The organism is Paraburkholderia sp. GAS32 (assembly GCF_050434225.1).
Taxonomy (GTDB): Bacteria; Pseudomonadota; Gammaproteobacteria; order Burkholderiales; family Burkholderiaceae; genus Paraburkholderia; species Paraburkholderia madseniana.
Genome location: NZ_JBNPVS010000001.1, coordinates 18,533 through 45,110, shown reverse-complemented (window position 1 = coordinate 45,110; position 26,578 = coordinate 18,533). Strand labels below are relative to the sequence as shown.

General features: G+C 60.9%; 23 protein-coding genes and 3 pseudogenes. 19 read left to right on the top strand and 7 right to left on the bottom strand.

What is annotated here, in order from left to right; genetic code table 11:
• Nucleotides 1-9: 9 nt before the first annotated feature.
• Nucleotides 10-192: pseudogene (locus tag P3T25_RS00230) on the bottom strand (SDR family NAD(P)-dependent oxidoreductase); the annotation flags it as partial.
• Between the two features lie 1,275 nt (nt 193-1,467).
• On the opposite strand from P3T25_RS00230, the gene P3T25_RS00225 reads away from it, so the two are divergent.
• The 3 genes from P3T25_RS00225 to P3T25_RS00215 all read left to right on the top strand — a co-directional run bounded on the left by P3T25_RS00225 (nt 1,468) and on the right by P3T25_RS00215 (nt 3,810).
• Entirely contained in the window at nt 1,468-2,283 is an 816-nt protein-coding gene (locus P3T25_RS00225; RefSeq protein WP_429357214.1) for a hypothetical protein, read from the top strand.
• Nucleotides 2,284-2,372: 89 nt separating this feature from the next.
• Nucleotides 2,373-3,239 carry a carbon-nitrogen hydrolase family protein gene (locus tag P3T25_RS00220; RefSeq protein WP_429357213.1) on the top strand — a complete coding sequence of 289 codons (867 nt, stop codon included), beginning with the start codon at nt 2,373-2,375 and terminating at the stop codon, nt 3,237-3,239.
• 223 nt (nt 3,240-3,462) lie between these two features.
• Entirely contained in the window at nt 3,463-3,810 is a 348-nt protein-coding gene (locus P3T25_RS00215; protein WP_429357344.1) for an FKBP-type peptidyl-prolyl cis-trans isomerase, read from the top strand.
• A gap of 183 nt (nt 3,811-3,993) precedes the next feature.
• On the opposite strand, the gene P3T25_RS00210 is transcribed toward P3T25_RS00215, so the two are convergent.
• Nucleotides 3,994-4,224 (bottom strand): DUF2964 family protein, encoded by a 231-nt coding sequence (locus P3T25_RS00210; RefSeq protein ID WP_154567073.1) that lies wholly within the window; start codon nt 4,222-4,224, stop codon nt 3,994-3,996.
• Nucleotides 4,225-4,370: 146 nt separating this feature from the next.
• Between P3T25_RS00210 and P3T25_RS00205 the strand changes: the two genes are divergently transcribed.
• The 12 genes and pseudogenes from P3T25_RS00205 (at nt 4,371) to P3T25_RS00150 (ending at nt 16,694) form a co-directional block, all read left to right on the top strand.
• Nucleotides 4,371-4,484 (top strand): MipA/OmpV family protein, encoded by a 114-nt coding sequence (locus tag P3T25_RS00205; protein WP_429357343.1) that lies wholly within the window; start codon nt 4,371-4,373, stop codon nt 4,482-4,484.
• A 134-nt stretch (nt 4,485-4,618) separates the two neighbouring features.
• Nucleotides 4,619-5,692 (top strand): DUF6765 family protein, encoded by a 1,074-nt coding sequence (locus tag P3T25_RS00200; RefSeq protein ID WP_429357212.1) that lies wholly within the window; start codon nt 4,619-4,621, stop codon nt 5,690-5,692.
• A gap of 311 nt (nt 5,693-6,003) precedes the next feature.
• Nucleotides 6,004-6,342 carry a hypothetical protein gene (locus tag P3T25_RS00195; RefSeq protein ID WP_115776790.1) on the top strand — a complete coding sequence of 113 codons (339 nt, stop codon included), beginning with the start codon at nt 6,004-6,006 and terminating at the stop codon, nt 6,340-6,342.
• Between the two features lie 179 nt (nt 6,343-6,521).
• A complete protein-coding gene (locus P3T25_RS00190; protein WP_266239937.1) occupies nt 6,522-7,331 on the top strand; it encodes an H-NS family nucleoid-associated regulatory protein in 810 nt (269 codons plus the stop codon).
• A 22-nt stretch (nt 7,332-7,353) separates the two neighbouring features.
• Nucleotides 7,354-7,839, top strand: a complete 486-nt coding sequence (locus P3T25_RS00185) for a hypothetical protein (protein ID WP_154567078.1) — start codon at nt 7,354-7,356, stop codon at nt 7,837-7,839.
• A gap of 541 nt (nt 7,840-8,380) precedes the next feature.
• Nucleotides 8,381-9,217: pseudogene (locus tag P3T25_RS00180) on the top strand (alpha/beta fold hydrolase); the annotation flags it as partial.
• A 140-nt stretch (nt 9,218-9,357) separates the two neighbouring features.
• On the top strand, nt 9,358-9,927 hold the full coding sequence (locus tag P3T25_RS00175) for a methyltransferase family protein (RefSeq protein WP_166618361.1): 570 nt from the start codon (nt 9,358-9,360) through the stop codon (nt 9,925-9,927).
• Between the two features lie 9 nt (nt 9,928-9,936).
• Complete coding sequence (locus P3T25_RS00170) at nt 9,937-11,265, top strand: glycosyltransferase (RefSeq protein ID WP_429357211.1); 1,329 nt, start codon at nt 9,937-9,939, stop codon at nt 11,263-11,265.
• Nucleotides 11,262-12,869: a DHA2 family efflux MFS transporter permease subunit gene (locus tag P3T25_RS00165; RefSeq protein ID WP_429357210.1), complete on the top strand. Its 1,608-nt coding sequence runs from the start codon at nt 11,262-11,264 to the stop codon at nt 12,867-12,869. The genes P3T25_RS00170 and P3T25_RS00165 overlap by 4 nt, the downstream gene beginning before the upstream one ends.
• A 10-nt stretch (nt 12,870-12,879) precedes the next feature.
• Nucleotides 12,880-13,776, top strand: a pseudogene (locus P3T25_RS00160) (glycosyltransferase family 2 protein); the annotation flags it as partial.
• Between the two features lie 134 nt (nt 13,777-13,910).
• The gene (locus P3T25_RS00155; RefSeq protein ID WP_429357209.1) at nt 13,911-15,455 is read left to right on the top strand and encodes an efflux transporter outer membrane subunit; all 1,545 of its coding nucleotides are present in this window, start codon (nt 13,911-13,913) and stop codon (nt 15,453-15,455) included.
• Nucleotides 15,456-16,694 carry an HlyD family efflux transporter periplasmic adaptor subunit gene (locus P3T25_RS00150; protein WP_429357208.1) on the top strand — a complete coding sequence of 413 codons (1,239 nt, stop codon included), beginning with the start codon at nt 15,456-15,458 and terminating at the stop codon, nt 16,692-16,694.
• 24 nt (nt 16,695-16,718) lie between these two features.
• On the opposite strand, the gene P3T25_RS00145 is transcribed toward P3T25_RS00150, so the two are convergent.
• The 3 genes from P3T25_RS00145 to P3T25_RS00135 all read right to left on the bottom strand — a co-directional run bounded on the left by P3T25_RS00145 (nt 16,719) and on the right by P3T25_RS00135 (nt 19,413).
• On the bottom strand, nt 16,719-17,261 hold the full coding sequence (locus P3T25_RS00145; protein WP_429357207.1) for a hypothetical protein: 543 nt from the start codon (nt 17,259-17,261) through the stop codon (nt 16,719-16,721).
• Between the two features lie 92 nt (nt 17,262-17,353).
• A complete protein-coding gene (locus P3T25_RS00140; protein ID WP_171928246.1) occupies nt 17,354-18,001 on the bottom strand; it encodes a response regulator in 648 nt (215 codons plus the stop codon).
• On the bottom strand, nt 17,998-19,413 hold the full coding sequence (locus tag P3T25_RS00135; RefSeq protein WP_429357206.1) for a cache domain-containing protein: 1,416 nt from the start codon (nt 19,411-19,413) through the stop codon (nt 17,998-18,000). Before P3T25_RS00135 ends, P3T25_RS00140 begins: the two co-directional genes overlap by 4 nt.
• 153 nt (nt 19,414-19,566) lie before the next feature.
• Here P3T25_RS00135 and P3T25_RS00130 point away from each other — a divergent pair, with 153 nt between their 5' ends.
• A complete protein-coding gene (locus P3T25_RS00130) occupies nt 19,567-19,764 on the top strand; it encodes a DUF3311 domain-containing protein (RefSeq protein WP_093634922.1) in 198 nt (65 codons plus the stop codon).
• Entirely contained in the window at nt 19,761-21,242 is a 1,482-nt protein-coding gene (mctP, locus tag P3T25_RS00125; RefSeq protein ID WP_429357205.1) for a monocarboxylate uptake permease MctP, read from the top strand. The genes P3T25_RS00130 and mctP overlap by 4 nt, the downstream gene beginning before the upstream one ends.
• Before the next feature lie 478 nt (nt 21,243-21,720).
• Here the strand turns inward: mctP and motB are convergent, their stop codons facing one another.
• Together motB and motA are read right to left on the bottom strand one after the other, a co-directional pair.
• Entirely contained in the window at nt 21,721-22,710 is a 990-nt protein-coding gene (gene motB / locus P3T25_RS00120; RefSeq protein ID WP_429357204.1) for a flagellar motor protein MotB, read from the bottom strand.
• Between the two features lie 14 nt (nt 22,711-22,724).
• Nucleotides 22,725-23,594 (bottom strand): flagellar motor stator protein MotA, encoded by an 870-nt coding sequence (motA, locus tag P3T25_RS00115; RefSeq protein ID WP_171928243.1) that lies wholly within the window; start codon nt 23,592-23,594, stop codon nt 22,725-22,727.
• A 441-nt stretch (nt 23,595-24,035) separates the two neighbouring features.
• Here motA and P3T25_RS00110 point away from each other — a divergent pair, with 441 nt between their 5' ends.
• Together P3T25_RS00110 and P3T25_RS00105 are read left to right on the top strand one after the other, a co-directional pair.
• Entirely contained in the window at nt 24,036-25,049 is a 1,014-nt protein-coding gene (locus P3T25_RS00110) for a hypothetical protein (RefSeq protein ID WP_429357203.1), read from the top strand.
• Nucleotides 25,050-25,123: 74 nt separating this feature from the next.
• Nucleotides 25,124-26,536 carry a DUF2252 domain-containing protein gene (locus tag P3T25_RS00105; RefSeq protein WP_429357202.1) on the top strand — a complete coding sequence of 471 codons (1,413 nt, stop codon included), beginning with the start codon at nt 25,124-25,126 and terminating at the stop codon, nt 26,534-26,536.
• The last annotated feature ends 42 nt before the right edge of the window (nt 26,537-26,578 follow it).

Here is a 26,578-nt window from a genome sequence, read left to right as displayed (position 1 = left end):
GTCCACGATCAGATCCGCCTGGATCGGCAGGACACGATCGCCGAATTCGTCTCTCAGCGCGTGAGCCAGCGTTTCGCTCTTACAGTAATTCACCACGACGCCGGCGCCTTCGCGTACCAGTGCGCGTGTGATCGCGGCACCGAGTCCGCGAGCGCCGCCGGTTACCAGCACGCATTGTTCGGATAAAAGCATTTCTCTTCCTGTTGTCGATGAGGTTGCGATCTTCCTGTTGTCGCCTGATTCGGTTTTCTCGCTCGCTTAGTGGGGTGGCGCACGGATAACGATGGCGCGGACGCAGAGCGCCGGTCGATGTCCGCGACGAGGCGCGCTTCGTTTGGCCGAGTGATGGGTCGCGCACCGTAGTACTGTCTGTGTGATTGCGCTCACTCCCGTCTTTGTAAATTCTCTTTTGTGTCCGGACAAACACATAGGCAAAACAATTGTTCGCGTCACGGTCCATGTATCTCCACCGAAACTGCTCACTCCCGGGTAAATAGTTTGTTTGCGGCTGTTCGAATCATCTGATTAGGCGAGCCGGACTTGAAGTAAAAATAATAGTTTGGACTGCGTATCTGGAGGTGAGGATTTCCGACGCTGTTAAAAACGGTAATTGACGATCTTTGACAGTCGTGCAGCGCAATTAATCGGAAACAGGCCAGCAATCTCGCATTGCGTGGGGTAACGCACGGTCATTGGATGACGCTCCGCATAACTTCAACTTCCATCGGGCCCCTGCTGTGCTCTTTTCAAACCTTTGTTCGCGCACAGCCAGTCGCTTCTCCCGGATCACGTCAAATCGGACCGGGAGTATCTGCGGATGCGATGCCGGGAGTCGCGCGCTTTTCGTGCGGTGCCTGGCAATGCCGACTGGGCTTTGAAGTTTCATTTTTAACAGCGAACAGAGATTCACTCGTTATCTGGATCTGTCTTTCGAATTATATGGTTAGGAGAATGAAATGAAAAAGAAAAACGGGGACGCGCGGACGTTGGGGACAAGCAAAGCGGTATTGGCGATTGCTGTGAGTCTTTATGCGGCGATGGCGGGCGCTCAAACGAGCTCGGCTGAACCTGTGGCGCAGTCCGCAAGTTCGACGAAGCTGACGGTTGCGCAGGTATTGCCGATCGATTGCCCGCTATTCGACACGCTCGGCTGCAAGCAGGATGACGGTGGGCTGCGGGCGTTCGGCGGAAGTGGAGTGGCAGTGGCTGCGGGGCTGGGGTCTACATCGGCGTCGGGCTCGCAGAGCAGCAATGGCAGCGGGACTTCGTCGACTGGAGCGGGCGCTAACGGTAGCGGAGGCGGCTCGACGTCCGGCGCGGTGGGACTCGGCGCCGGAAGTGTAGGGAGCGGCGGTGGAGGGAAGGGCGGGACGGGTGGTGGAACGGGCAGTGGTGGGACGGGTAGTGGCGGGACGGGTAGTGGCGGGACGGGAAGCGGTGGGACGGGTAGTGGTGGGACGGGAAGCGGTGGAACGGGAAGCGGTGGAACGGGAAGCGGTGGAACGGGAAGCGGTGGGACGGGTAGTGGTGGGACGGGAAGCGGTGGGACGGGCAGCGGTGGAACGGGAAGCGGTGGGACGGGTAGTGGTGGGACGGGAAGTGGTGGAACAGGCAGTGGTGGAACGGGCGGAAATGGTGACGGCGGCCACGGCGATGGCGGCCACGGGGATGGTGGTCACGGTGACGGTGGCCATGGAGATGGCGGTCATGGCGACGGCGGCCACGGCGATGGCGGTCATGGTGACGGTGGTCATGGCAACGGCGGCCACGGCGACGGCGGCCATGGTGACGGTGGTCATGGCGACGGCGGCCACGGCGACGGCGGCCATGGTGACGGTGGTCATGGCGACGGCGGTCATGGCAACGGCGGCCACGGCGATGGCGGCCATGGTGACGGTGGTCATGGCAATGGCGGCCATGGCGACGGTGGTCATGGAGACGGTGGCCATGGCGACGGCGGCCACGGAGATGGTGGCCATGGTGACGGCGGTCATGGCAACGGTGGCCATGGAGATGGCGGCAAAGGCGACGGCGGCAAAGGCAGCAGCGGCCAGGGCCATGGCGGCGGTTTCGGTGGAGGCTTCGGCGGCAGTGGCGGCCATGGTGGCGGTTACGGCGGCGGCCACGGCCACTAACGCGTCTTGCAACCCTCAGCGCGCGGGCGGCCGACAAACGGCCGCCCGCGCCGCTTCAATCACCTGCCTTCTGAAGTTCGAAAAACATCCGCTCGACGCGATCCACGAAAACACAAACAACGTTCGCCTGATAGAGTGCCGTCCATGATTAAATGCCGGGTCTCGCTCACCGCGTAAAACGCCAAAGCCAGCCGCCGGCGTGCACACCGCAACAGTCCATTCAGAACGGAGTCCGCGTTGAATAACAAACAGGCCTCGCTGCCGCAAGCAGCTTTGCGAATTGCGGCGGCGCAAGCGCAACCGGTTTCCGGCGACGTCACGGCGAACATTGCCAGAACGGTCGAACTGACCGGCGTTGCAGCCGACCACGGCGCGAAACTGGTGGTCTTTCCCGAGAAATTTCTAAGCGGCTACGAGCCTGACCTGATTGCCGGCGACCCCGCGAAATACGCCTTCGACGAACACGACGCGCGGCTCGAACCGATTCGGGAAGTTTGCCGCGAGCGTGGGATCGTCGTAGTCGTCGGTGCGGCAACACGTAGCATAGGCAGCGTGGACGCCCTTCATATTTCGTCGCTGATCTTCAACCATTCCGGCGAGCTGATCGAGCCGTATCACAAACAGCATCTCTACAGCAGCGAAACGAAGACTTACCGACCCGGCACGCAAGGCTGCATGCTGGAGATCGACGGATGGCGGCTCGCGCTCGGTGTGTGCTACGACTCCGGTTTTCCTGAGCACGCGCGCAACGCCGCTGTGAACGGCGCGCACGCTTATCTGGTGAGCGCGCTCTTCAGCGTGAAGACTGGCTATCACCAGTCGCGCATCTGGTTTCCCGCGCGTGCTTTCGACAACACCCTGTACGTACTCTTGTCGAATCACGTCGGCATCACCGGCGGTTGGGAAACGTGCGGTGCGAGCGCGATCTGGGGCCCCTATGGCGACGTGCTGAAGGAAGCGAGCCGCGATCGGGAGGAAGTGATTACCGCGCTACTCGACCCGGCTGTGCTGGCGGATGTCCGTGAGCGCGAAACAGTGCTTGCGGACTTCAAGACGCACGCGGTTGAGACGGCGGGTGAGTACGTGGTGCGCCGACTGGATTAACCGCACGCGCGGTGGCGACCCTACGTCTCGCTCGTCAGGACGTAGCATTCTCTGTGCCACGGGCCCTGCCGCTCAACTGCCTTTGCGGCTGTGATTGCCCAGCATCGGCGGTCGGTGGCATGCAACATGTCATCCGCTACAATGGCACGCACTACCCACCTGGAGACTCGCTTTGAAATCTATCGTTGCTTTGGTCGCCGCGGCTGTTCTTTCTTCCACGGCGATGGCCGCTTCCACCACTGAGAAACTGCCTTCCGGCGTAATCGTTGAACATCTTACGCAGGGCACGGGTGCCCAGCCGGCCGCAGACGATGTCGTCAAGGTCAACTATCGCGGCACGCTCGCTAACGGCACCGAGTTCGATAGCTCGGCCAAACATGGCGGTCCGGCAACTTTCCCGCTTAATCGCGTGATTCCGTGCTGGACGCAAGGCGTGCAAAAAATGAAGGTCGGCGAGAAGGCCAAGCTGACCTGCCCGTCGGCCACGGCCTATGGCGAGCGCGGAGTTGGCCCGATTCCGCCGAATAGCGAACTGACGTTTGAAGTCGAACTCGTAGGTATCGTCAAGTAATACCGCGCGAAGTGCGCTGAGACTGAACCCCGCTCGGGAGATCGAAGCGGGGTTTTTCTTTTTCAGGGCACTGCATTTGCCCACTGAAATCTATCTGTGATAGAAATCGAGCCACTCTCGTGGTGACTGAACCTGACGTGTAGTCGATCGACTGGATTCTCTAAAAGAACAGAAGTTCTCGCCTTACTCGGCTGGCGCGAATAGCATCGACACATACACAATAGTGGACACGACGATAATGCCAACGCCGACGAAGACTTTGGTACGATTGAATTCAAGGCCGCCGTTGATGGCCACGCCAATGCCGACTACGGAAGAAAGCGTACCGATAGTGGCCAGCAATACGTGAAGCTTGCTGCGTATCAGGCTACGCCGCTCCGGACTTGCACCTTCTCTCCACTCCTTGAGTTTCATTGCAGTATCCTTTTTCACCGGTGTTCAGGTGGTCCGAAGATTCGCATGAGAGACAATGCGACAAAGCATGCCGTTTCGGCACGGAACAGATCACCAGTTGGGGCGCCGCGATCTACCAGTTCAACAAAAACTGGTTTGGCGGAGCGATGATCTACTATCAGCGATTGACGGGCTCGGCCGCCGAAAGTCCGATCGTCACGCAGCGCGGCACGCGCAATCAGATCACGTATGGGGTAGGCGTGGCGTATGCGTTCCGCTAAAAGTAGTCGCGTTCTTTTTAAAGTCCTGTTGCATTCGGTCGTTTACCCTCTGCGCGTGCGGCAACACTGCAATCGCCGCTTTGCGCATTGCGGAAGATCTAGCCGTCATTCGTCGCGCGTCAGGAGCGTTTTCAATGAATATCGACTTTCACTACGGGGTGGTCTATATCGTCGCCCGTACCGGTGGGATGGCGCCCGCTGAGGCGCTCACGGTGGCCCATGCCTGCCAGTATGTCGACGATGCGACCACTTCAGGAATACTGCGTTTTGCCGGCGGCGAGACTTTTGAGCGCTTTGCCACGGCGCACAAGCTATTCGACTACACCAACACGGAAGACGACCAGAACCGTCTGGTGTGGACGCCATTCCATTTTCTACCTGCCGGTGAGGGGGAGACGCTTGTAGAGAAGGCGGTGTGCCGGCCGGATAGCGCTGTTGCTCGCGAGGTGGTGCGCCGCGCGATCCGGCAGCGGGGCTCGGACACGGCATTGCACCGCCTGGGCGTGACGCTGCACGCGTACGTCGATACGTGGGCTCACCAGGGCTTCGCCGGTATCGAAAGCCCGATGAACCGCGTTCATATGCTGGAGGCGGAAGATTGCACGCGAGAAGGCTGGCTTGCCCGTCTTACCCGCGCCACGCGGCATCTGGTCCAACACGTCGAGGAAGATGTACTGACGCTTGCACTGCCCGTCGGTCATGGGGCCGCTTTGCATTATCCCGATCAGCCGTGGGCGAAATGGCATTACATCGACGGCAGAAATGAGCGCGTCAAAAGGCACAATCTGCCGGAGTTCATGCAGGCGGCCGAGATGACTTGCCGCGCGGTGCGCGCCTATGTCGCGGGACGGGAAGATTTTGAATCCCAGCCCGGCTTGCCGGAAGATGTCAAAGCCGCGCTCACGGAGCTTCTCGATACCAATCGGAATCTCGACGACAACAAGCGCCTGCAGATCATTTGCGAAGCGGTGAAAACCGACGCCATTCCAGGCCTGTCAGAGTCGATTCCGGACTATGTAGCCAAGGGGCTCGGCTCCTGGAAATATAAAGCCACCGGTTTGCAGTCCGACGACGACAGCGGGGACCGCCCTCGGTGGAGCGACGTCTTTGAGAAAAGTGATTACCGGCGCTTTCACGACGCCGTCAAAGAGCACCGTTTTGTGATTACGCAGGAGATTCTGCCGACTCGCGGACTACGGATCGCGTGAAAAGAGGGCGCTTTTGCGCGTCATTTCAATAGCCGCCCCAGCGGCCGCGTCCATGCCATTCGTGCTCGCGCCATTGCTCGCGACGCCATTCACGTTCGCGCCATTCGCGGCGTTCGCGCCACTCGCCGTGGCGGTAGAAGGACAGTCCGGACGCAGGTGAAACAGCGCTGCGAGATTGGTAACGCGGGGTTACCGGCAAAAAAATGAACTGCCGCCCTTTGAATCTCCGGATGCTTGCCTATAGTAGAAGCGACTATTGCCGCATTGCACGGCGGCCGGCTTCTCTTGACATAGGTGACGGGGAAATAGAAATGACGCCATCGAATGCTGCAATCTATCAGGCTCAGGCTTGCACGCCGGATTCATTACGAACCCTTGCGGCCTATCTCGAACTGGCGCTCGACGAGGGAGAAAGCGTGGTTCTGATGCGGATCGGCACGCAGGTTCGCAGTATCTATGTCGGCAATCCGTCCGGCACGCTGGAGGATTTGACGGATCACGGCGTAGTGGCCGCTTTCCAGGCCGACGAGATGCTCGCATTGACGCAGTTGGGACTCAACCGGATAACCGCCGACGATCAACAGTACCGGTTTGTGCGCAGCGTGCGGTATATCGCCGACCGCCAGGTTGTCGTTTTTACGCCGACTTAAGCGGCTGGCTCGCAATGGGAGAAGCTAAAGAATGCGGCTATCGGGTACAGGACGCGAAAGGTTCGTACTCCACGCGATGCGCTCCCGCGTAAACCTGATGCCCTTATAGGCGCGTAGATCTGCCTTTCTCGCGCTATTCATGGCATAGTGCGATCGATTACCACATAAGGAGCAATCAAATGCCCACGTTAGAGCAAATCCAGGCGAAGCTTAAGAAACTCCAGGCGCAAGCTGACGTCCTTATTGCCAGGAAAGCACAAGCCGCGGTCGACCAGATTCGCGACCTGATGCTCAAGCACGGCCTCACTACCGCAGATATCGAAGCAAAGGCAAAGGCGAGACGCGCCGCGCGCGCCTTGAATGGTCATGCTGCAGGTGGCAAGGTAAAAGCAGTCAGCGCGGGTAAGTCGCTGCCGAAGTACCGCGACCATAAAACCGGCGCGACATGGACAGGTCACGGGCGTGCACCGGCCTGGATTGCTGCCGTGAAAGACCGGACTCAATTCCTGATTGAAGGCGCAAGCGAACTGAAGTCCGCGGCAAAGGCAGCGGTGACTCCCAAAGGCAAAAGTAAAGGCCAGCCTAAAGGCGCGCAGCCGCCCAAGTACCTCAATCCGAAAACCGGTGCGACCTGGAGCGGACGCGGCCCGGCGCCGGCATGGCTCGCCACGGTCAAGGATCGCACCAAATTTCTGATCGATAGCGCTGCGGCCACCAGCAATGTCGCCGCCCAAAAAACCGTCACGGCGAAAAAGGCAGTGGCGTCCAAAGCGGCTGGGAAGAAGGGTACTGCGGCGACTAAAAAGGCTGCGGCAAAGAAAAGCGCGGCCAAGCCCGCTGCGAAGAAAGCCGCGGTAAGGAAGACTGCCGTGAAGAAAACCGCAACGGCCAGGAAAGCACCGGGCCGCAAGACGGGTGGTAAAGGCAAAGCCGGCGCGACGAGCGTTGCCGCAGCGCCGCAAACCTCGACGGTACAAGCCGGCGTGTGAGCGCAACGGAGTCGTGAAGTAGATGACCAGCATGCTAGAAGTACCCCAGCAGGAGGACCATGTCGTCCTGCTGGACTCCGTTCCTCATCCGGCAGCCGATGCCGCCGAACCATTCATTGTCGCCAGCGACCGCCGGGTGATTCTGGCTTATCCGATTGCTGAATCCGACTTCGAACGGTTCGGACCATTCGATTCCGACGACGATCCATTTTGCACGGTGCTATTTCCCGACGCCGTGTTTCATCGGCTCGGGCCGCCCGGCGATGTCGATCTCGAGATCCATCCACTCGCGTCGCAAGGGCTCAGTGGGTACTCGGTTCACGAAGTCATGAATTCGTCGCTGGCCGCCGAGATTTCGGCCGTCACGTCGCCTGGTCCTGCGCAACGCCATTTCGTCATCACGTTTCAGGGCGCGACCTTCGAATGCGTGGCATCGGACTATACGGTGGTCGGCGTGTATGGCGCGGGTGAGATCGCCTGCCGGGAAGCCTTCTCGCTGGTCCGATAGTGTTGCTCACGCCCGTCGGGAAGTTCGCGCCGCTGCTGGCTACGCAGCGGCGACGGAATGACTGCGCAACGCGCTGCTGTTTCCTTTCAATAACATTTTCCCGCCAAATTCGAACATATGCTCAATGACTTTTTTTAGCTTTTATTTTTGAAACATGTTAAAAAGCTTTCCGTCATCGTATATTGACATGAAGTCTTCACGCAGTGAGGGCAGACTGGCGTCAACGAATGGCGCGCCGCAGAGATTGAAGCAGCGCATTCGAAATTACATATAAATATATTACGAGGCATCGAACGCTCGATTGAAGCGGACCTGAGTTCAGGCGCGCGTCACGAAGAGCAGGCGGGTATCACGTCGAGTGGTACGTGTTTTCGGTGCAGCAGCGGTCGTCGCGGATCGGATTTGCCGGCGTAAAGGTACGTAATGTACGTAAAGGCAAATCGCATGGGCCTGATCCCCGGTAGTACGGCCGCAAGGCGTCCGCGAGCGCGGGCGCGGTATCGGTACGCATTTGCCTTGCGCAAGTGCATGCGAATACGCCATGCCCATCGAAAAACTCCTTGTTCCGCTACCGGCGGGCCTGAAAGTCTACGTTGAACGTCACGTATTCGATCCGGCCTTCGAGAGTGTCATTCTGATCAACGGCGCGCTGGCCACCACGGCGTCGTTCGGACAGACAATCAAATACCTCGGCGAACGCTATAACCCAATTTGTTTCGATTTACCCTATGCGGGTCAATCGAAAGCGCATAACGTGTGCGACTTCGTTCTGACAAAAGACGATGAAGTCGACATTCTGCTGCATCTAATAGGCTTATTCGAGCCTAGCTTCCTGTTGTCGGTGTCGTGGGGCGGGGTGGCGTCGCTGCTGGCGCTCTCGCGGGCGCGCTCCAGCGTGAGACGCGCTGTGATTGCGTCGTTCTCGCCGCGGCTCAACGCGGCGATGACCGCGTACGTGACCGCGGCACGCGACCACATCGCCGCCGGCGAAAATCTGAAGGCCGCGCAGTTGCTCAACGATACCGTTGGCCAGCATCTGCCGCGCATCATGAAGCTCTATAACTACCGCTACCTCTCAACGCTGCCACGCGATGAGCAGGATCAGGTGGCCTTTCACGTCGACCAGATTCTGGCCATTCGTCCAGAGGACTATCTGCACGAGTTCCGCAACATCGAGTGCGGTCTGAAATTCCTCAACGGCGAGATCGACGACTACACCACACCGGAGGACGCCCGCTCGCTTAGCGCGCATCTGAAGCGCGCCGAGTTTCTGACGATCGAGCAGGCCGGGCATTTTCTCGATCTCGAAGGGCGGGCCGCGCTGCGCCAGGTTCGGACGGCCATTTTCGATTACTTCGGCGCCGCGCGGGCGCAGGCGCCAGGCCGTGGGCTCGACTGTTTCGACACGTTCGCCGCCCGCGCGCCCATCATGCCGGTGCAACAACCCGCCATCGCGAACGTCGCGAATGTCGCGTTGCAAGCTTCCGCCGATCACTCGTTCCAACAGGTCGAACTACCGTGAATATCGCTCAGAGCATCGCTATCGTCGTACCGTGGACGCTGTGGCTGCTGTATTGGATCGCGACGTCGAACCGGGTCAAAGAAACCGCGCGCAAGGAGGCGTCTCTATCGCGCACGTTGCAGTCGATTCCGTTGATCGGCGGAGGCGCGTTGATCGTCCTGCCGGACTTCAACACAGCGGCGTTGTCCTTCGATCCGCATGCGATCGGGCCGTTGCAGTTGGCAGGCCTCGCCGTGCTGCTGGCCGGCCTCGCATTTTCCGTGTGGGCGCGGCTGCATCTCGGCACTAACTGGAGCGTGTCGGTCACACTGAAGGAAGGGCATGAGCTGGTGCGCAGCGGACCTTATGGACTGGTTCGTCATCCGATCTATACCGGCTGCCTGCTGGCGCTGCTCGGCGCTGTGCTGATCGGCGCGCAATGGCGTGGCGTGGCTGGGTTAGTGCTGATTTTCGCCTCGCTGGCGTACAAGGTCCGGGTCGAAGAGAGCTGGCTGACCGGTCACTTCGGCCGCGCGTATTCGCAGTATCGTCGCGACGTCGCCGCGCTGATTCCCGGTCTCTTCTGAGCGACCTGAATGACGAAAGTCATCATCACCGCGATCGGCTCGGCGGGCGACGTACATCCTTTGCTCGGCATCGGCGCGGCGTTGGCTGCGCGCGGCCACGAGATCGTCTTCTGCACGCATCCGCCGTTCGCGGAGGCTGTCTCGCGCCAGGGTTCCACATTCGTGCCGATCGGCACCGCCGCCGAATATGAAGCGGCGATGGCGAACCCGGCGCTATGGCATCCGCGTACGTCATTCCGCACGTTGTGGGCGGTGATCGCGCCGACGTTGCGGCCGCATTTCGACACGCTGGCTGCGTTGACCGATAACGACACCGTGCTGGTCGGCACGTTGTGGGCTTTTTCAGCGCGGTTGATGCAGGAGCTGTATCGGGTGCCGTTCGTGTCGGTACAGGTCTCGCCGTCGACACTGCTCTCCGCGCATGCGCCGCCCACCCACCCGCGGCTGACGATTCCGCGTGGCTTGCCGCTGGCTGTAAAAACGGCGCTGCTGCGGCTGATCGAGCGCCAGGCGCTCGACAAGGTCTGCGGCCCCGCATTGAATGCGTTGCGTGTGGAGCTGGGGCTCGCACCGGCGCGGCGCATTTTCGGCGAGTGGCTGCATTCGACCGACGGTGTGCTGTGTCTCTTTCCCGACTGGTTCGCGCAAGCTCAGCCGGATTGGCCGTCGCCGCGCTGCCTCAGCGGTTTTCCGCTGTTCAACGAAACGGGCGTGCACGCGCCCGATCCGCAACTCGACGCCTTTCTCGCCGCGGGCGAGCGGCCGGTGGTTTTCACCGCCGGTTCGACCTTGATCGATCAGGCGCGCTATACGAATGCAGTGAGCGCGGCGCTGGCGGAAAGCGGGCTGCGCGGGATTCTTTTGACGCCGGATGCGCCTCGAACCGAAGTGCCAGCCGCCCAAACAGACGCACAGGGCGCGCTGCTCAAGCGGCGCTACGTGCCGCTACAGAAGCTGTTGCCGCGCTGCCGGGCGCTGGTGCATCACGGCGGCATCGGCACGGCGGCGCTTGCGTATGCTGCCGGCATTCCGCAAGTGGTTACGCCGTTCGCGCACGATCAGTTCGATAACGCGCAGCGTGTCGTCGTGAGCGGTTGCGGCGTTCGGCTCGATAAACCACTGGAGCCGCAGGCGCTTGCGCGTGCGCTGAGGCATTTGCTCGGCAGCCCGTCAATCGCGACGCAGTGCGGGCGCGTGCAGGACCGGCTCGCGTCGTCGCCGGATGGTTGCGAGGCGGCCGCACGCTATATCGAAGGTTTCATGCCGACCGGCATGCGCGCGCAAACCGTCGGCCGCATGTCTTTGCCGGCGTTCGCAGACAGCGGGCATAGCGTATGAGCGCCGCCACGCCATTGCCGAAACGCGCCGCGTCGTTTGACGAGGCGCACGGCGTCGGCCCTGGCGCCACCGGCGAGCGCAGCGTACCCGGCATGCGCGGTGCGCGGCTCGCCTTGCTGACGTTCGCGCTGTCGCTGGCCACATTCATCGAAGTCCTGGATTCGACGGTAACCAACGTCGCGGTACCGGCTATTTCCGGCGGCCTCGGCGTGTCCAACAGCCAGGGTACGTGGGTGATCAGCTCGTACTCCGTGGCCGCCGCCATCGCCGTGCCCTTGACGGGCTGGCTCTCGCGGCGGGTCGGCGAAACGCGGCTGTTCCTTGGCGCGGTGATCCTTTTCACGTTGACGTCGCTGCTATGCGGTGTGGCCGGCGACTTTCATCTTCTGGTGGTATGCCGGGCATTGCAGGGGCTCTTTTCCGGGCCGATGGTGCCGCTTTCCCAAACGATCCTGCTGCGGACCTTTCCGCCGGATAAGCGCGTCGTGGCACTCGCGCTGTGGGCGATGACGGTGCTGCTTGCGCCGATCTTCGGTCCGGTGGTGGGCGGCTGGATCATCGACAATTTTTCGTGGCCGTGGATCTTCCTGATCAATCTGCCGATCGGCATCTTCTCGTTCGCAGTGTGCATGACGCTGCTGCGCCGCGATGCACCCGTTGGCAAGGCGGTGCCGATCGATCTGCCTGGCATTATCTTGCTGGTCGTCGGCGTGGGCTCGCTACAGACGGTGCTGGATCTCGGTCACGACCGCGGCTGGTTCGATTCGCCTTTGATCCTGATGCTCGCGATCATCGCCGGGTTGGCGATCGTGTCGCTGTTGATCTGGGAGGCGGGCGAACGGCATCCGGTGATCGATCTGAGCCTGTTCCGTGATCGCACGTTTTCGTTCTGCGTGCTGATCATTTCGCTGGGCATGATGAGCTTCTCGGTGGTGGGCGTGATCTTTCCGCTCTGGTTGCAGGCTGTGATGGGCTACACCGCGTACCAGGCCGGACTCGCCACCGCGCCGCTTGGCGTGCTGGCGCTGGTGTTCTCGATTCTGGTCGGCATTTATGCGGCCCGTTTCGACGCGCGCGTGCTCGCGACTTTCGGCTTTCTCGTGTTCGCGGCCGTGCTGTGGTGGGATGCGCATTTCACGCTGACCATGACTTTCACACAGATCATCACGCCGGGTCTGATTCAGGGCATCGGCTTGCCGTGCTTCTTCATTCCGTTGACGGCAGCGACGCTCTCGCGCGTATCCGACGACAAGCTCGCCGCGGCCTCCAGCCTGTCGAATTTTTTGCGCACACTGTCGGCGGCGTTCGGCACGGCGATGAGCGTCACGCTATGGGATAACCGCGCGCTGTATCACTACGACGTCGTCGCGCAGTCGGTGACGAAATCGTCCGGTAATACGCAGCGCTTCGTTCAGAGTCTGCACGGCATGGGCATCGACGGCGCGCGCGAACTCACCACCTTGCATCACGTCGTGCAGCAACAGGCCTACATGATGGCGACCGGCGACATGTTCTACATGGCAAGCATCACCTGCCTCGTGCTCGCCGTCATGATGTGGCTCACGCGTCCCAAGCGCGGCGCGGCGATGGCTTTAGGTCACTGAGGAACTTCGAATGACGATCCTGGGCGCATTGATCATCCTGTTTCATCCGAGTGAAGAGCAGCTCGCGCGCGCGGTGGCGATGCGTTCGGCGTGCGACCGCTTGCTGGTGGTCGACAACTCACCGTTGCCGGACGCGCGCGCCGCGATGATGCTGGGCGAGGCTGGCGTCGCGTTGCTGCATCACGGTAATCGCAACGGCATTGCCGGCGCCTTCAATTGCGGCTTGAGTGCGCTGTTCGACGCAGGCGCGGATGCGGTCGCGCTGTTCGATCAGGATTCCGAGGCGCCGGAGGCTTACTTCGCCGTGATGCGCGACCGGTGCACGTCGATGAGTGGCCGGGCATTTTTAGCGGGCCCGCGCATCTTCGATGAAAACGATCAACGCTTCCTGCCCGAACTCGCGACGAGCGGTTTGGCGGTAGAGAGGCTGTCGATACACGCCGATGCCGCGCTGCAGCGCTGCGCGTTTCTGATTTCGTCCGGCTGTGTCATTTCACGCGAGGCGTTCGCGCGCCTCGGCCGCTTTGACGAAGCGCTCTTTATCGACCACGTCGATACCGAATACTGCCTGCGTGCATTGCTGCGTAATGTGCCCGTGTACGTGGTGCCGTCGCTCGTGCTGCTGCATCGGATCGGCTCACGGCGCCGCCACAAACTGGGTTCTCTGGAATTGACGACGATGAATCACCCCGGTTTCCGCCGCTATTACAGCGCGCGAAACGCGATGCAGCTTGCGCTGCAATATGGAATGCGTCTGCCGGTCGCAATCGTGCCGAACGTGCTGACGCTCTGGCAAATCGTGCAGATTGCGCTGCTTGAAAAAGACAAGCTGGCCAAGCTCAACGCGATTGCGCTGGGTCTATTCGATGGGTTCTTCGGACGAATGGGGCCGCTTGAGCGGACCCGTCCGCGATTTGCGGCCAAAGTGGCCAGGACCACGAATGCGGTTAATGCGGCTAACTCGGCGAGCTTTTGCGAGATGAATACGCCGGTAGCAGGAGAACGTGCAATGCCTCTTACCCGGCACTCATGAGACGGTCTATGCAATTCCCTATGCCACGCACCTTGCCGTTGCTGCTGCCGCTGCTGCTGATTGCAGCGGCGCTGAGCGGTTGCGTGAGCGATGCGGGTCTGCAAGCGAACGTCAAACCGCTCAAGCCATCCGCCGATGCACTTTCGCAGACCATCGGGCCAGGCGCGAACGGTGCATGGCCCGCGCCCGATTGGGTCAAGCGCTACCGCGATCCGCAATTGGATGAGCTGACCGCCGAAGCCTTGCAAAACAATCCCGACCTGCAGATTGCCAAAGCGAGAGTGGGTGCCGCGCAGGCACAACTCGAACAGTTTGCATCGCTCACCGGCCTCACCGGCACGGCGGGCGCGACGGTGAGTAAAGCCCGCTTACCGCAGCCGAACGATGTGGCCAACGTATCCGTCGGCGGCCAGCAGATTCCGGTGCAGTTGTTCAACGATCCGGTGGTCTCGCCGGCCGCGTTGTTCGCGGGCCTGAGCTACCAGCTCGACCTGTGGGGCAAAAATGCCGCGCTGACCGGCAGCCTGCTGTCCACGCGCGACGCTGTACGAGTCGATGCGGAGCAGGCGCGGCTCACGCTGACGGTCGCGCTCGTGACGCTCTACTGCGAGCTCGACCGCGCCTTTGCGATGCAGGACATTTTGCTGCAAAAGCAGCAGGCCGCGGACAGGGTCGATGCGGTCTTGCGCGAGCGCGGCGCGCGTGGCATCGATAACGCGTACGACTCGGCCGATGCCACACTCAAGCGAAGCCGGCTCGCTTCACAGCAGGCGCTCAACGACGAGCGCATCAAACTGACCGAATTGCAGATCGGCGTGTTGACGGGGCGCGGCGCGGAGCGGGGTTTGTCGCTGCATCGTCCGCAACTGGCCGCGGCGGCCGATGCGCCGATGCCTGCGCAATTGCCGGTCGATCTGTTGGGCCGTCGGCCCGACATCGTGGCGGCGCGTTTGCGGGCTGAAGCGGCGCTCGCCAACACCGACGCCACGCGGGCCCAGTTCTATCCGGACGTGAATCTGGTGGCCTTTGCCGGGCTGACAGCATTGACGCCCGGCGCGCTTTTCTCGCGCGCCGCGTTGACCGGCTCGGTGGGACCGGCGATCTCCTTGCCGATTTTCGACCGGACCCGTTTGCACGCGCAATTAGGCGGCGACTACGCCAATGTCGACGCCGCGATCGGCCTCTACAACAAGACCGTCGACGAGGCGCTCGGCGAGGTCGCGCGCCAGCTGACTTCCTTGCGCACTGTCGATACGCTTGCGACCGAGCAGACGCGCGCCGTGGAAGCGGCCTCGCATATCGTCGCGATCGCTGAAGAGCGGCATCGCCGCGGCATCGGCATGCAGAAGGACGTGACGCTGGCCGACCTGTCTTTGCTCGACGAACGGGCGCAGCAGGTGGATTTGCAGGGCCGCCGCAGAATGCTGCAGGTTGCGCTGGTCGGCGCGCTCGGTGGCGGCTTCGACGTACGCAAGGTGGTGGGCGCACCGATTTCTCACTATCAGGCCACCTTTCCCTCCCACGCACGCATCACGGATACGCACTTCGATTGAATGCACAACGATAAACAGGCACAACATGCCGCGGGCTGGACCGAGGAGCAGGCAAACCCGGCAAACGCGACAGGCATAGCGGGCGACGCGCATGATTCGAAACGGGCGGCGCGCCGGCGCCGTTTTGCCGTTTTCTTCGGCGTGGTGGCGCTCGCCGGTGTGGCGTGGCTGACGTATTGGGGCTTAAGCGCGCGTTTCTTCGAAGAGACCGACGACGCCTACGTGGCGGGCAACATCGTCCAGATCGCCGCGCAGATACCCGGCACGGTCACCGATATTCTGGTGGACAACACACGGCAGGTGCGTGCCGGTCAGCCGCTCGTCAAACTCGACGATGCCGAGGCAGCCGCCGCGTTCGCGCAGGCCAAAGCGCAACTGACACTCGCCGTGCGACAGGTGGCGAACGCGACGATCTCGCGCAAGCTCTATGTCCAGTCAATCGACGCGCGCCGCGCCGAACTCGCGTTGGCGCAACGTGCACTGGCGGCGCGCGATCATGCGTCAGTGGAAGTCGTGTCGCCGGAAGAATTGGCGCGTGCTCGCGAAGCGGTCGCAGCCGCGCAAGCGAACCTCGCCTCGGCGCAAGTCCAGCTCGATGCCGCCCGCGCGCTCGGCGGGAAATTCCCGGTCGAAGCCAGCCCGCCGGTTCTGCAGGCCGCAGCGCAATTGCGGCTCGCTTACCGTAATCTGCAGCGCACCACAGTCGTTTCTCCCGTCGACGGCACGGTCGGACAGCGTTCGGTACAGATCGGCCAGCAGGTCGGGCCGGGGCTTGCACTCATGTCGATCATTCCACTCGAGCGTCTTTGGGTCGAGGCGAATTTCAAGGAAGGCCAGATTCGCAGCATGCGCGTGGGGCAGCCGGTACGCATCGTGTCGGACGTGTACGGCTCGCAAGTGGTGTATCAGGGGCACGTGGAGGGCTTTTCAGCTGGCACGGGTAGTGCGTTTTCGATGCTGCCGTCACAGAACGCTGCCGGTAACTGGATCAAGGTCGTGCAGCGCGTGCCGATCGTGATTTCGCTCGACGCGGCCGAACTCGCGGCGCATCCGTTGCGGCTCGGCCTGTCGATGCAGGTCTCGGTGGATACCCATGTGCGCAGCGGTCATCTGATCGGCAACGATACGCCGGCGGCCACACAGAGTACCCGCGTTCACGATAACGTCTCGCGCGATGCGGACGTGCTGATCGCTCAAATCATTCGGGACAATAGTGACCGTGGGGGTGCTGCTGACTAGATTGCCGCCGCTGCGCTACTGTGGCTAGTTGCCCGGATCGATCACGGGCTTGTCAGGATCTGCCAGCGTTTTATAGGGTAGCGACGCTGCGTGCGGGTTGGTCGTGGTGTCGTCGATCACGCGCTCGACGTCCGCGGTTTTTGCGAGTTCCGCGAGGAACGTCTGTTTGTCGAAGCCTGGTGCGACGCAGCCTTGTACGTAGATGAAGCGACGTTGCAGCGTAAGCCACAGCGTCGACTGTTCGCGCCAGTGAGTGGCGTAATTGATGTTGGTGAGACGCCGTTGGACGGCGTCGGCGATTTCCACGTCGTAGAGATACGCGTTCGACAGACGGCAACGGCCCTCCACCCAGCAGCTATTGCCGCGCTCGATCCGGTAATGACTGTCGTCGAGCCATTCCTGCTCGGTCTCGAGTAGACCTAAGGGAACCGGGCATTTGTCGATCGCTTTGGATATCTGAAAGAATGGATCGTGGCCGCGATTGACGCGTTGCGCTTGCGCCTGGGCATGCGTCGCGGCCATGCAGATCAGCAGACTCGCCAGGTGCTGTTGGATCAGGCGCTTCATCGTCTTGGGCTCCGGGATTTGAGCGTGGGGCAGACGGACCGACGGTTTTGATTCTCGACTACCCAGTCGAGATTATGCAGCGGCTCAGGGCATCACTGACTCTTGCGACGATTTTCAACGGCGAACTTGATCAACTCGGCCTGGCCTTCGATATCGAGCTTACGCTTCAGGTTCAGCCGATGCGTTTCCACCGTGCGCACCGAGAGGTCGTTGCGTTGAGCGATCTGCTTGCTCGAGAGACCTTCCGCGAGCGCATCGAGAATATCGCGCTCACGCGGCGTGAGCCGTTCGATGGGCGATTGCGTCGCCGATGCCTGAATCAATCGTGCGCCCAGCCCCGCGCTGAAAAACGTCTTGCCTTCCAGCACCGCGCCAATCGCCTGAATGATTTCGGTGGCGGGCGAGTCCTTGAGCACATAACCGCTGGCCCCCGCGCGCACCGCCTGGGTCACGTACTCGAGGTTGTCGTGCATGGAGAGCATCAGCACGCGTATCGCCGGGAAGCGCTCATGAAACATGCCGGCCAACGCGATGCCGTTCATTCCGTTCATGCCGACATCCATCAGCACCAGATGAGGTTCCTGGCTGGCGGCGAGTGCGAGAGCTTCCTGCGCATTGCCCGCTTCGCCGACGATTTCGATGTTGCGCACGGCTTCGAGCCGGGCGCGCAAGCCGTCGCGTACAAGCGGATGGTCGTCGATCAGAATCAGACGTGCGATGGCAAGTGACATGTCGTTCATAGAGAGGTTTCCTGCAAGGCCGGCGATTGAAGCCCAGACGCAACGATCGGCACGCGCGCGGTTACGATCGTATGACCGGCTTGCGAACTGAGCGACAGCTTGCCGCCCAGTACGTCCAGTCGCTCGCGCATATTGCGCAGACCCACGCCCGCGCGTGGACTGACGAGTGCGTGCGCCACATCGAAACCGCGCCCGTTGTCCGAAATCGTCAGCGTGACGGCGTCGCTCGATACTTCCAGCGAGAGCGCCGCGCTGGACGCCTGTGCGTGCCGCACGATGTTCGTCAGCGCTTCCTGGGCGATACGGAACAGGACCGTATTCACGGCTTCCGGCAAAGCCGCTGCATGAGTGTGGGCGATCTGCGTGAAGCCGATCTCGATGCCGGATTCGTCGCTCAACTCGCGCGTGAGTTGCTCCAGCGCGGCCGCTACGCCCAGGTCATCGAGCATCGACGGACGCAGCGCGTGAGAAATGCGGCGCACTTCACGCAAGGTATCGCCGATGCGCGCCACGCTGGTCGTTAGCGCGGCTTCCGCCGCAGGCACGCGTACATCGCTGCGTTCGAAGCGCGCCAACGCCGATTCGAGCAGCAACTTCACGGAAACCATCATCTGACTGATGCCGTCGTGCAATTCACGCGACAGGCGCGCCCGTTCGTTTTCCTGCGAGTCGACCACCTGCTGCGCGAGCCGCTTGAGTTTTGCATCGGCACTGCGGTATTCGGTGACGTTGAGTACCAGCGCACACAATGCGATCACGGCGAGCCCGGCGAGTGCGATGGCGTCGATCCACTGCATCGTGCGATCGATGTTGGCCGCCGCGCGCTGATCGATGTCCGCGAGCGTGGCGTCGACATCGTCGAGATAGATGCCGGTGCCGATCATCCAGCCCCAGCGTTCGAGCGGCACCACGTAACCCAGTTTCGACGCGAGCTTGCCCGTCGACGGACGATGCCACACGTAGCGCACATAGCCGCCGCCGCGCGTGGCCGTGGCGAGCAATTGCTGGATCGTCAGCATGCCTTGCGGATCGCGCAGCTCCCAGAGGTCGCGTCCGACGAGATCGGGTTCGCGCGGATGCATCAGCGAACGGCCGTGCATGTCGTAGACGAAGAAGTAGCCGTCCTTGCCGAAATCCATTTTCTCGAGGATGTCGAGCGCGCGGGTGCGCAGCATTGCGTCGTCGCGGGCGTTGTCCTGGCCGGCGTTGTAGAGCGGGGCGATCGCCGTGGTCGCGAGCTCGACGTAGTGTTTGAGCTCGATTTCCTTGCTGGCCAGGTACGCGGCCTGGGTGGTCGCGTGCTGCGTGTCTGCGAGCGCCGTGGCTTCCTGGCGCACGCCAATTTCAATGCTGGCGATGGCCGCCAGAAAGGGCACGATCGCCAGCAGGACAATCTTTGCTTTGAGTTTCATCGTAGACAGGACGGCCGACGGGCTACGTAGTATTACGTAGCCGGCTTACGTAGTTGCGCGCTTGTGAGAGCGCTCACGAAGGCGAATACTACATCCCCACGACGCACCGCGCCTTCCGGAGCGCGATTTCAATAATAGACCTAGGAGAAGTTTGTGGAGACCTCCCAATCTGCCGGCCGTTCATGGCTATGGCTAATCCTGCTGATCCCGTACATCGCGTTGCTGTGGTTGCCGTTCTATAACGACACGCGGCCCTCGTTCGCCGGCTTTCCTTTCTTCTACTGGTATCAGTTCTTGTGGGTTCCGTTGACCTCGCTACTGATTTACGTCGTGTACCGAGGTGTCAAATGAGCGATGTCAATCCTGTGAACCCGGTCGCGATGACCGTCTTTATCGCGTTTTTTGTTCTCGTCACTGTGATCGGGTTTTTTGCCGCGCGCTGGAAGCGGGGCGATCTGACGCAACTGCATGAGTGGGGTCTGGGTGGTCGCCAGTTCGGCACGGTGATTTCGTGGTTCCTCGTCGGCGGCGACTTCTATACCGCTTATACGGTGATCGCGGTGCCCGCGCTGGTGTATTCGGTGGGCGCGTATGGCTTCTTTGCGCTGCCGTACACGATCATCGTCTATCCGTTCGTGTTCGCGGTGATGCCGAAGCTGTGGAAGATCGCGAAGGCGAAGGATCACATCACGGCAGCGGACTATGTGCAGGGCGAATACGGTGGCAAGTGGTTTCCTGCTGCGGTTGCATTGACCGGCATTGTCGCGACGATGCCATATATCGCGCTGCAACTGGTGGGCATGCAAGTCGTGATCAAAGGGCTAGGTGTGACGGGCGAGATGCCGCTGATCGTCGCCTTCGTGATTCTTGCGCTTTACACGTACGCAAGCGGCTTGCGGGCACCGGCGATGATCGCGTTCGTCAAGGACATCATGATCTATATCATCGTGATCGCGGCGATTTGGCTGATTCCTGCGAAGCTCGGCGGCTATGCGCATGTGTTCGATGCGGCCGATACGTATTTCAAGGCCAAGGGCGGTGCAACCGGGATCATTCTGAAGCCGGCGCAGTTCACTGCTTATGCCTCGCTTGCGTTAGGTTCGGCACTGGCGGCGTTTATGTATCCGCATACGATGACGGCGGTGTTGTCGTCCTCGTCGGCTAATACGGTGCGCAAGAATGCGATTTTCCTGCCGGCTTATACGTTGTTGCTGGGGTTGATTGCGTTGCTCGGGTATATGGCGATTGCGGCTGGGGTGCATGTGAAGTCGGCGTCCGATATGGTGCCGGCGCTGTTTAACACGCTGTTCCCGTCGTGGTTCGTTGGCTTTGCTGCTGCGGCTATTGCGATTAGCGCGTTGGTGCCCGCCGCGATCATGTCGATTGGTGCGGCTAATCTGTTCACGCGGAATTTGTGGCGTCCTCTCGTTTCGCCGGATATCACGCCTGAGGCTGAGGCTTCTACGGCGAAGATCGTTTCGCTGGTTGTGAAGTTTGGGGCGCTGTTGTTTATTGTGTTCCTGCCGACGCAGTATGCGATTGATTTGCAGTTGCTGGGTGGGGTTTGGATTTTGCAGATCTTTCCGGCTATTGTGTTTTCGTTGTATACGCGGCGGTTGAATACGGCGGGGTTGTTTCTTGGGTGGTTGGTCGGGATCGTGCTTGGGACTGGGCTTGCTATTTCTCAAGGGCTAAAGCCGGTGTTTGCTTTGCATGTTGGGGATGCGGTTTATCCGGTTTATATTGGGTTGATTGCGCTCGCTGCTAATGTTGTTGTTAGTTTTGTTGTGTCGGTTTTGTCGCCGCGGAGGGTTGTGGCGGCGGTTTGATGTTTTTGGCTGGCTGGCGCTGTTGGGGTGCTTGCTCGGGCGGCGTTGGCCTTTCCTTGTTTTGTTAGTGGTCTATTAGCGTTGCCCCTGTGCGGGGCGGCACCTACTTTTCTTTGCATGCCGCAAAGAAAAGTAGGCAAAAGAAAGCGGCTCAAACCACTCCTGCTAAGCGGGACCCATAGTTTACACAGGGTAGTGGTGCATCTGGAATCTGTGTGCGTGCACCTGCATGCGCTTGTGACAAGGGCGTCATACTTCCGGCGGCGCTGCGCTCGCCGAAGAGTACTTCGAAAACCATTGGTCATCTGGAGCCGGTCTCCGTCGAGGTGCGATGGCGATGCAACGGCGTGATTTTTATCAGCGTCTCCGCCGGAAATTAATCCCCACGAATACCGCCATCAATGTCAAAAATCCGCCAAACAACAGGGCGGAATTGACGACAACGTGTCTGACGCCAAGCACGTCGACGTAAAAAATTCTACGGCGTGCTACGTGAAACACCGACCGGCTGCAAACGGTTCACTACCTCGGGTATAGCCGAGCTTGCGGGCGACGTTTCATCAATTGCCGTACGGCCGCCGTCGTGGAAGAACGCGAGTTCCGCAGCCTTATTTAGCACGAGAATACTGATCCGCCGATTGGTCGGTTCGTCGGCGACGTTGCTGTTCAGCGGCAATACATCGGCGAGTCCGCGCACCTGCAGCAGCTTCTCGCCGCGCATGCCGCCGGCGACCAACGCGCGGCGCGCGGCGTTGGCCCGGTCGGACGATAGTTCCCAGTTCGAGTAGCCCTCGGGCCCGGCCGTGTATGGCACCGCGTCGGTATGGCCGGCTATCGAAATGCGGTTCTCCACGTCGTTGAGCGCGGCGCCGATCTGCGTCAGGATCGTCACGGCGTAAGGCTGCAACTTCGAACTGCCGGACGGAAACATCGGACGATTCTGCGAATCGACAATCTCGATGCGCAGACCTTCGTTCGTGATCGAAATGCGGATCTGATCCTTGAATGCCCTCAACGCCGGGCTCTGCTCGATCAAGGCGGTGAGCCTCTCTTTCAACTGCTGAAGCCGTGCCGCGTCCGCTGGCACCACGATCGGTGGGACCGTGGTCGGCGGCGTCGGTTCGGTCTGGCTCTTCTTGCCGTCGCCGGGCCGGGTGTCGGAAATGTCGCGCCCGCCGCCCTGGATGACGCTCGGACGTGCCGCTGCCGTGCCCTCGTTACCGCCGAGCAGGCTCGATAGCGGGGTGTTGAAATAGTCCTCGATGCCCTGCTTGTCGTACTTCGACGTCGAACCGAGCAGCCACATCAGCAGGAAGAACGCCATCATCGCGGTGACGAAGTCGGCATAGGCGATTTTCCATGCACCGGCGTGATGGGCCCCATGATCGTCGCTCTTTTTCGAGCGGCGCACGATCACGGGAGCGGGTGTTTCGACCTGTTGGGACGCGCGCGATCTTCTTTCACTCATGATGCCGCTCCGCGTCAGGCCGATTTCGGCATCTTGGTGGCGCGCACGGCGTCGTCCAGTTCCTGGAAGCTCGGACGGTCGGCGGTGAACAGCACCTTGCGCCCGAACTCGACGGCGATCGGTGGTGCATACCCGGAGAGCGAGGCGAGCAACACGGCCTTCACGCACTGATAGGGTTTGGCTTCGGCGCGGCCCTTGGCATTGAGCAGATCGGCGACCGGACCGATAAAACCATAGGCGAGAAGAATGCCGAGGAAGGTGCCGACCAGTGCGCCGGCGATCATTTCGCCGAGCACGGCGGGCGGCGCACCGACCGAGCCCATCGTATGAACCACACCCATCACGGCGGCAACAATGCCGAATGCAGGTAAGCCGTCGGCCATTTTCTGGATCGCGTTGGCGGCGATCGACGCTTCCGCATGATGCGTGGCCAGTTCTTCGTCCATCAGGTCCTGCACTTCAAGCACGTTCACGTTGCCGCCGGACATCATGCGCAAATAGTCGACGATAAAGTCGAGTAGATGCTGGTCCTCCAGCACGTGCGAATACTTCTGGAACAGCACGCTTTCTTCGGGCGCGGCGACGTCGGCTTCGAGCGACATCATGCCTTCCTTGCGTGCCTTCTGAAGCAACTCGTAAAGCAGCGCGATCAGTTCAAGATATTTTTCCTTCGTATACCCACCGCTTTTGAAACACGAAGGAATCGCCTTGATCGTTTTCTTCAGCGTGGCGGTCGGATTGCTTACGACAAACGCGCCTATCGCCGCGCCAAAAATGCATAGCAATTCGAACGGTTGAACAAGCGCGGGAAGATGCCCGCCTACGCCGACAAAACTACCGATCACAGAAGCGATTACCACTACCCAGCCGATTGCGACAAACATGCTCTCTCCATTATCTTGCACGACGCACGTTCGGTGGAACAGGCCCTATTTCAAGGGCTTTTTCGAAGGCGCCACTAGTATTCTGTATGTACAGGTAAACGGCCAGAGTCGCGATGTCTGAAGTGTGCGCATCCGTGAAAATAAAAATATTCACCAATTGGTTAATCGATCGAATCGACTTCCGGTAATTTTGTCCGTCGTGTTGCGACCAGTCGTTGTGGTCGCAACCAATAGTGGGGATTTGCGGACCGGATGATTAAGGATGTGGTTGCATGATCGGGTTATCCAAAACGCATGGTGTGGCATTTTTACCGGGCGGTCTGCTAGCATGGCAAACAATTTGTAACGACAGCCGGTTCCGGCGCTCAATGCCGCCACGCGGCTTCTCGTCGGCTCACGAATGCCGGCAGCGACAGCGGCCCATCCGGAGATGCGAAAAGCATGTGGAATCTGAATTCTGCCGAGAACATCAAGCTGGCAACCAAAGCGGCCTCCTGCATTGCCGGTCTCGGGCTCCTATTCGCGTCCAACGCGGCTCACGCCCAGGAGTTTTCCCTATTCGGCGGCGGCTCGCGCGCGGGCAGCACGAACACCTACACCTGGGCAATCGACTATCAGGAAGGGCTCGGGCAATACTTCGCCGCGAGCTTCACGTGGCTGAATGAAGGGCACATTCCCAATCATCATCGCGACGGCCAGATGATCCAGCTATGGGGCCGTATTCCCGTCGGCAGCCCACAGTTCGTCCTGCAGGCGGGCGTCGGTCCATACCGTTACTTCGACACTACCACGGCCGTGCAAGGCGGAAGCTATTCGGACACTCACGGCTGGGGCGTCGTGTATAGCGTGCGCGCGGCGTACTACGCGTCGAGCCGGTGGATCACGCAACTGCAGTTGAATCGCGTGCATGTGCAGCGCGGGCCGGATGCGACCAGCGTGATGTTCGGCGTCGGCTATCAGCTCGATGCCCCGGGCACACCCGGTCCACGCGACTGGGCGAGCGGCAGTACGCACAAGGTCACCAACAACGAAGTGGCGGTGTACCTCGGCGAAACCATCATCAATTCAACCAGCTCGCCGACTGCACTTGGCGGCGCGATCGAGTACCGTCGCGGGCTCGCGAAATACCTCGATGTGACGGTTGGCTATCTTCACGAGGGCAGCAGCAAGGTGGCGCGCCGCGACGGCTTGACCAGCCAACTGTGGGCGACGCGTGCCTTCCTCAACGATAAGGTATCGCTCGGGCTCGGCGTCGGCACCTACTATGCGATCAACGAAAACGAGAACAGCCTGACGCCAGGGCCGGGCGCCGGGAAGTTTTCGGGCCTCGTCACGATCGCCGGCTCCTATCGCCTGACCGATCACTGGAATGCGCGGATCGAATGGAATCGTGTCGTGACACGCTATGATCGCGACTCGGATGTGATTTTCGGCGGTGTGGGCTACCGTTGGTGATGGCTCACCGTGCCAGCAGAAACAGTCTTCTAGAACCGATAGTAAAGATTCACACAAAAAAACCGGAGAAGAGCATGAAAGCCAGCACCATCGCCGAACGGGAGGCCCGTGGCCGCGCCGCCCGTGAGCACTCGAAGCGTTCGAGCCATCGCGCGGTAGGCGAGTTGCATCGCAACCCGATCGAATTGCTCAAGCAAAGCAGCGAGGGGCGAGTCGAAAGGCTCGTGCCGCTGCGCTACGGGCGTATGTCGGTGTCGCCGTTCACCTTCTATCGCGGCACCGCGATCATTCAGGCACACGACCTGAGCCGTGTCCCCGACACCGGCCTCACCATGCCGATTTGCGGCGACGGCCATTTGATGAATTTCGGCGGCTTCGCGACACCGGAGCGTCAACTCGTGTTCGATCTGAACGACTTCGACGAAGTCGCCACAGGTCCCTTCGAATGGGACCTGAAACGTTTGACCGCAAGCCTCGTGGTCGCTGCACGTCATATGCGTTTGAGTCGTGGAGCAGCGGAGAATCTGGTGATGACCGCCGTCACCGAATACCGCGACCGCATGGCGCAATACGCGCAATGCGGCGCGCTCGAACTCTGGTACGACCGCATCACCTTCGACCGCATGGCGGAAACCGCGCTGACCCCCGAGCGCCGCCGTATCGTGCGGCGCGGCATGGAAAAGGCCGCGAGCCGCACCCACGAAAATCTGCTGGAGAAAATGGCCGAGCACGACGGCGACCACTGGACGATCCGCGATGCGCCGCCGGCGCTGTTCCACGTGCTAGGCGCGAACACGCTGTTCACACCCGAAGAAACCGAGGCATTCAAGGGCCACAACTGGCGCAAGATGCTCGAACGCATGTGGGGCGAGTACCTTAAGACGATGTCGCATGACCGGCGCGAGTTGCTCAGCCATTTCACCGTGCAGGACATCGTATTCAAAGTGGTGGGCGTCGGCAGCGTCGGCACGCGCTGCATGGTCGTGCTGAACGTGGATCACATGGGCAAGCCATTGTTCCTGCAGCTCAAGGAGGCGCGGCCGTCGGTGGTCGCCCAGTACTACAAGTCGCCTCCCGTCAAGCACGAGGGCGAACGCGTCGTGCAAGGGCAGCGCATGTTGCAGGCCGCGAGCGACATCTTTCTCGGCTGGGCGAACGGGCCGTTAGGGCGCCATTTCTACTTCCGGCAACTGCGCGACATGAAGCTGTCGGCGAACATCGAACTGTTCGACACCGACCTGCTGGAGGGGTACGCGAAACTCTGCGGCTGGATCATGGCGCGCGCGCATGCCAAGGCGAGTGGCCAGGCGATCGAAGTCAGCGCGTATATCGGCCGTAGCGACCAGTTTGCGGAGTCGCTCGCGGCTTATGCCGCCAGCTACGCTGACCAGGTGGAGCGTGATTACGACGTGTTCCTGAAGGCCTGCCGCAGCGGCGAGCTCGAGGCGCGCACGGACGAAGACATGGCGGCGGATTTCCGCGTGTAACAGTCAATCGCGCCTGAGCAGTGCTTGAGCCGCGTAAGCAAT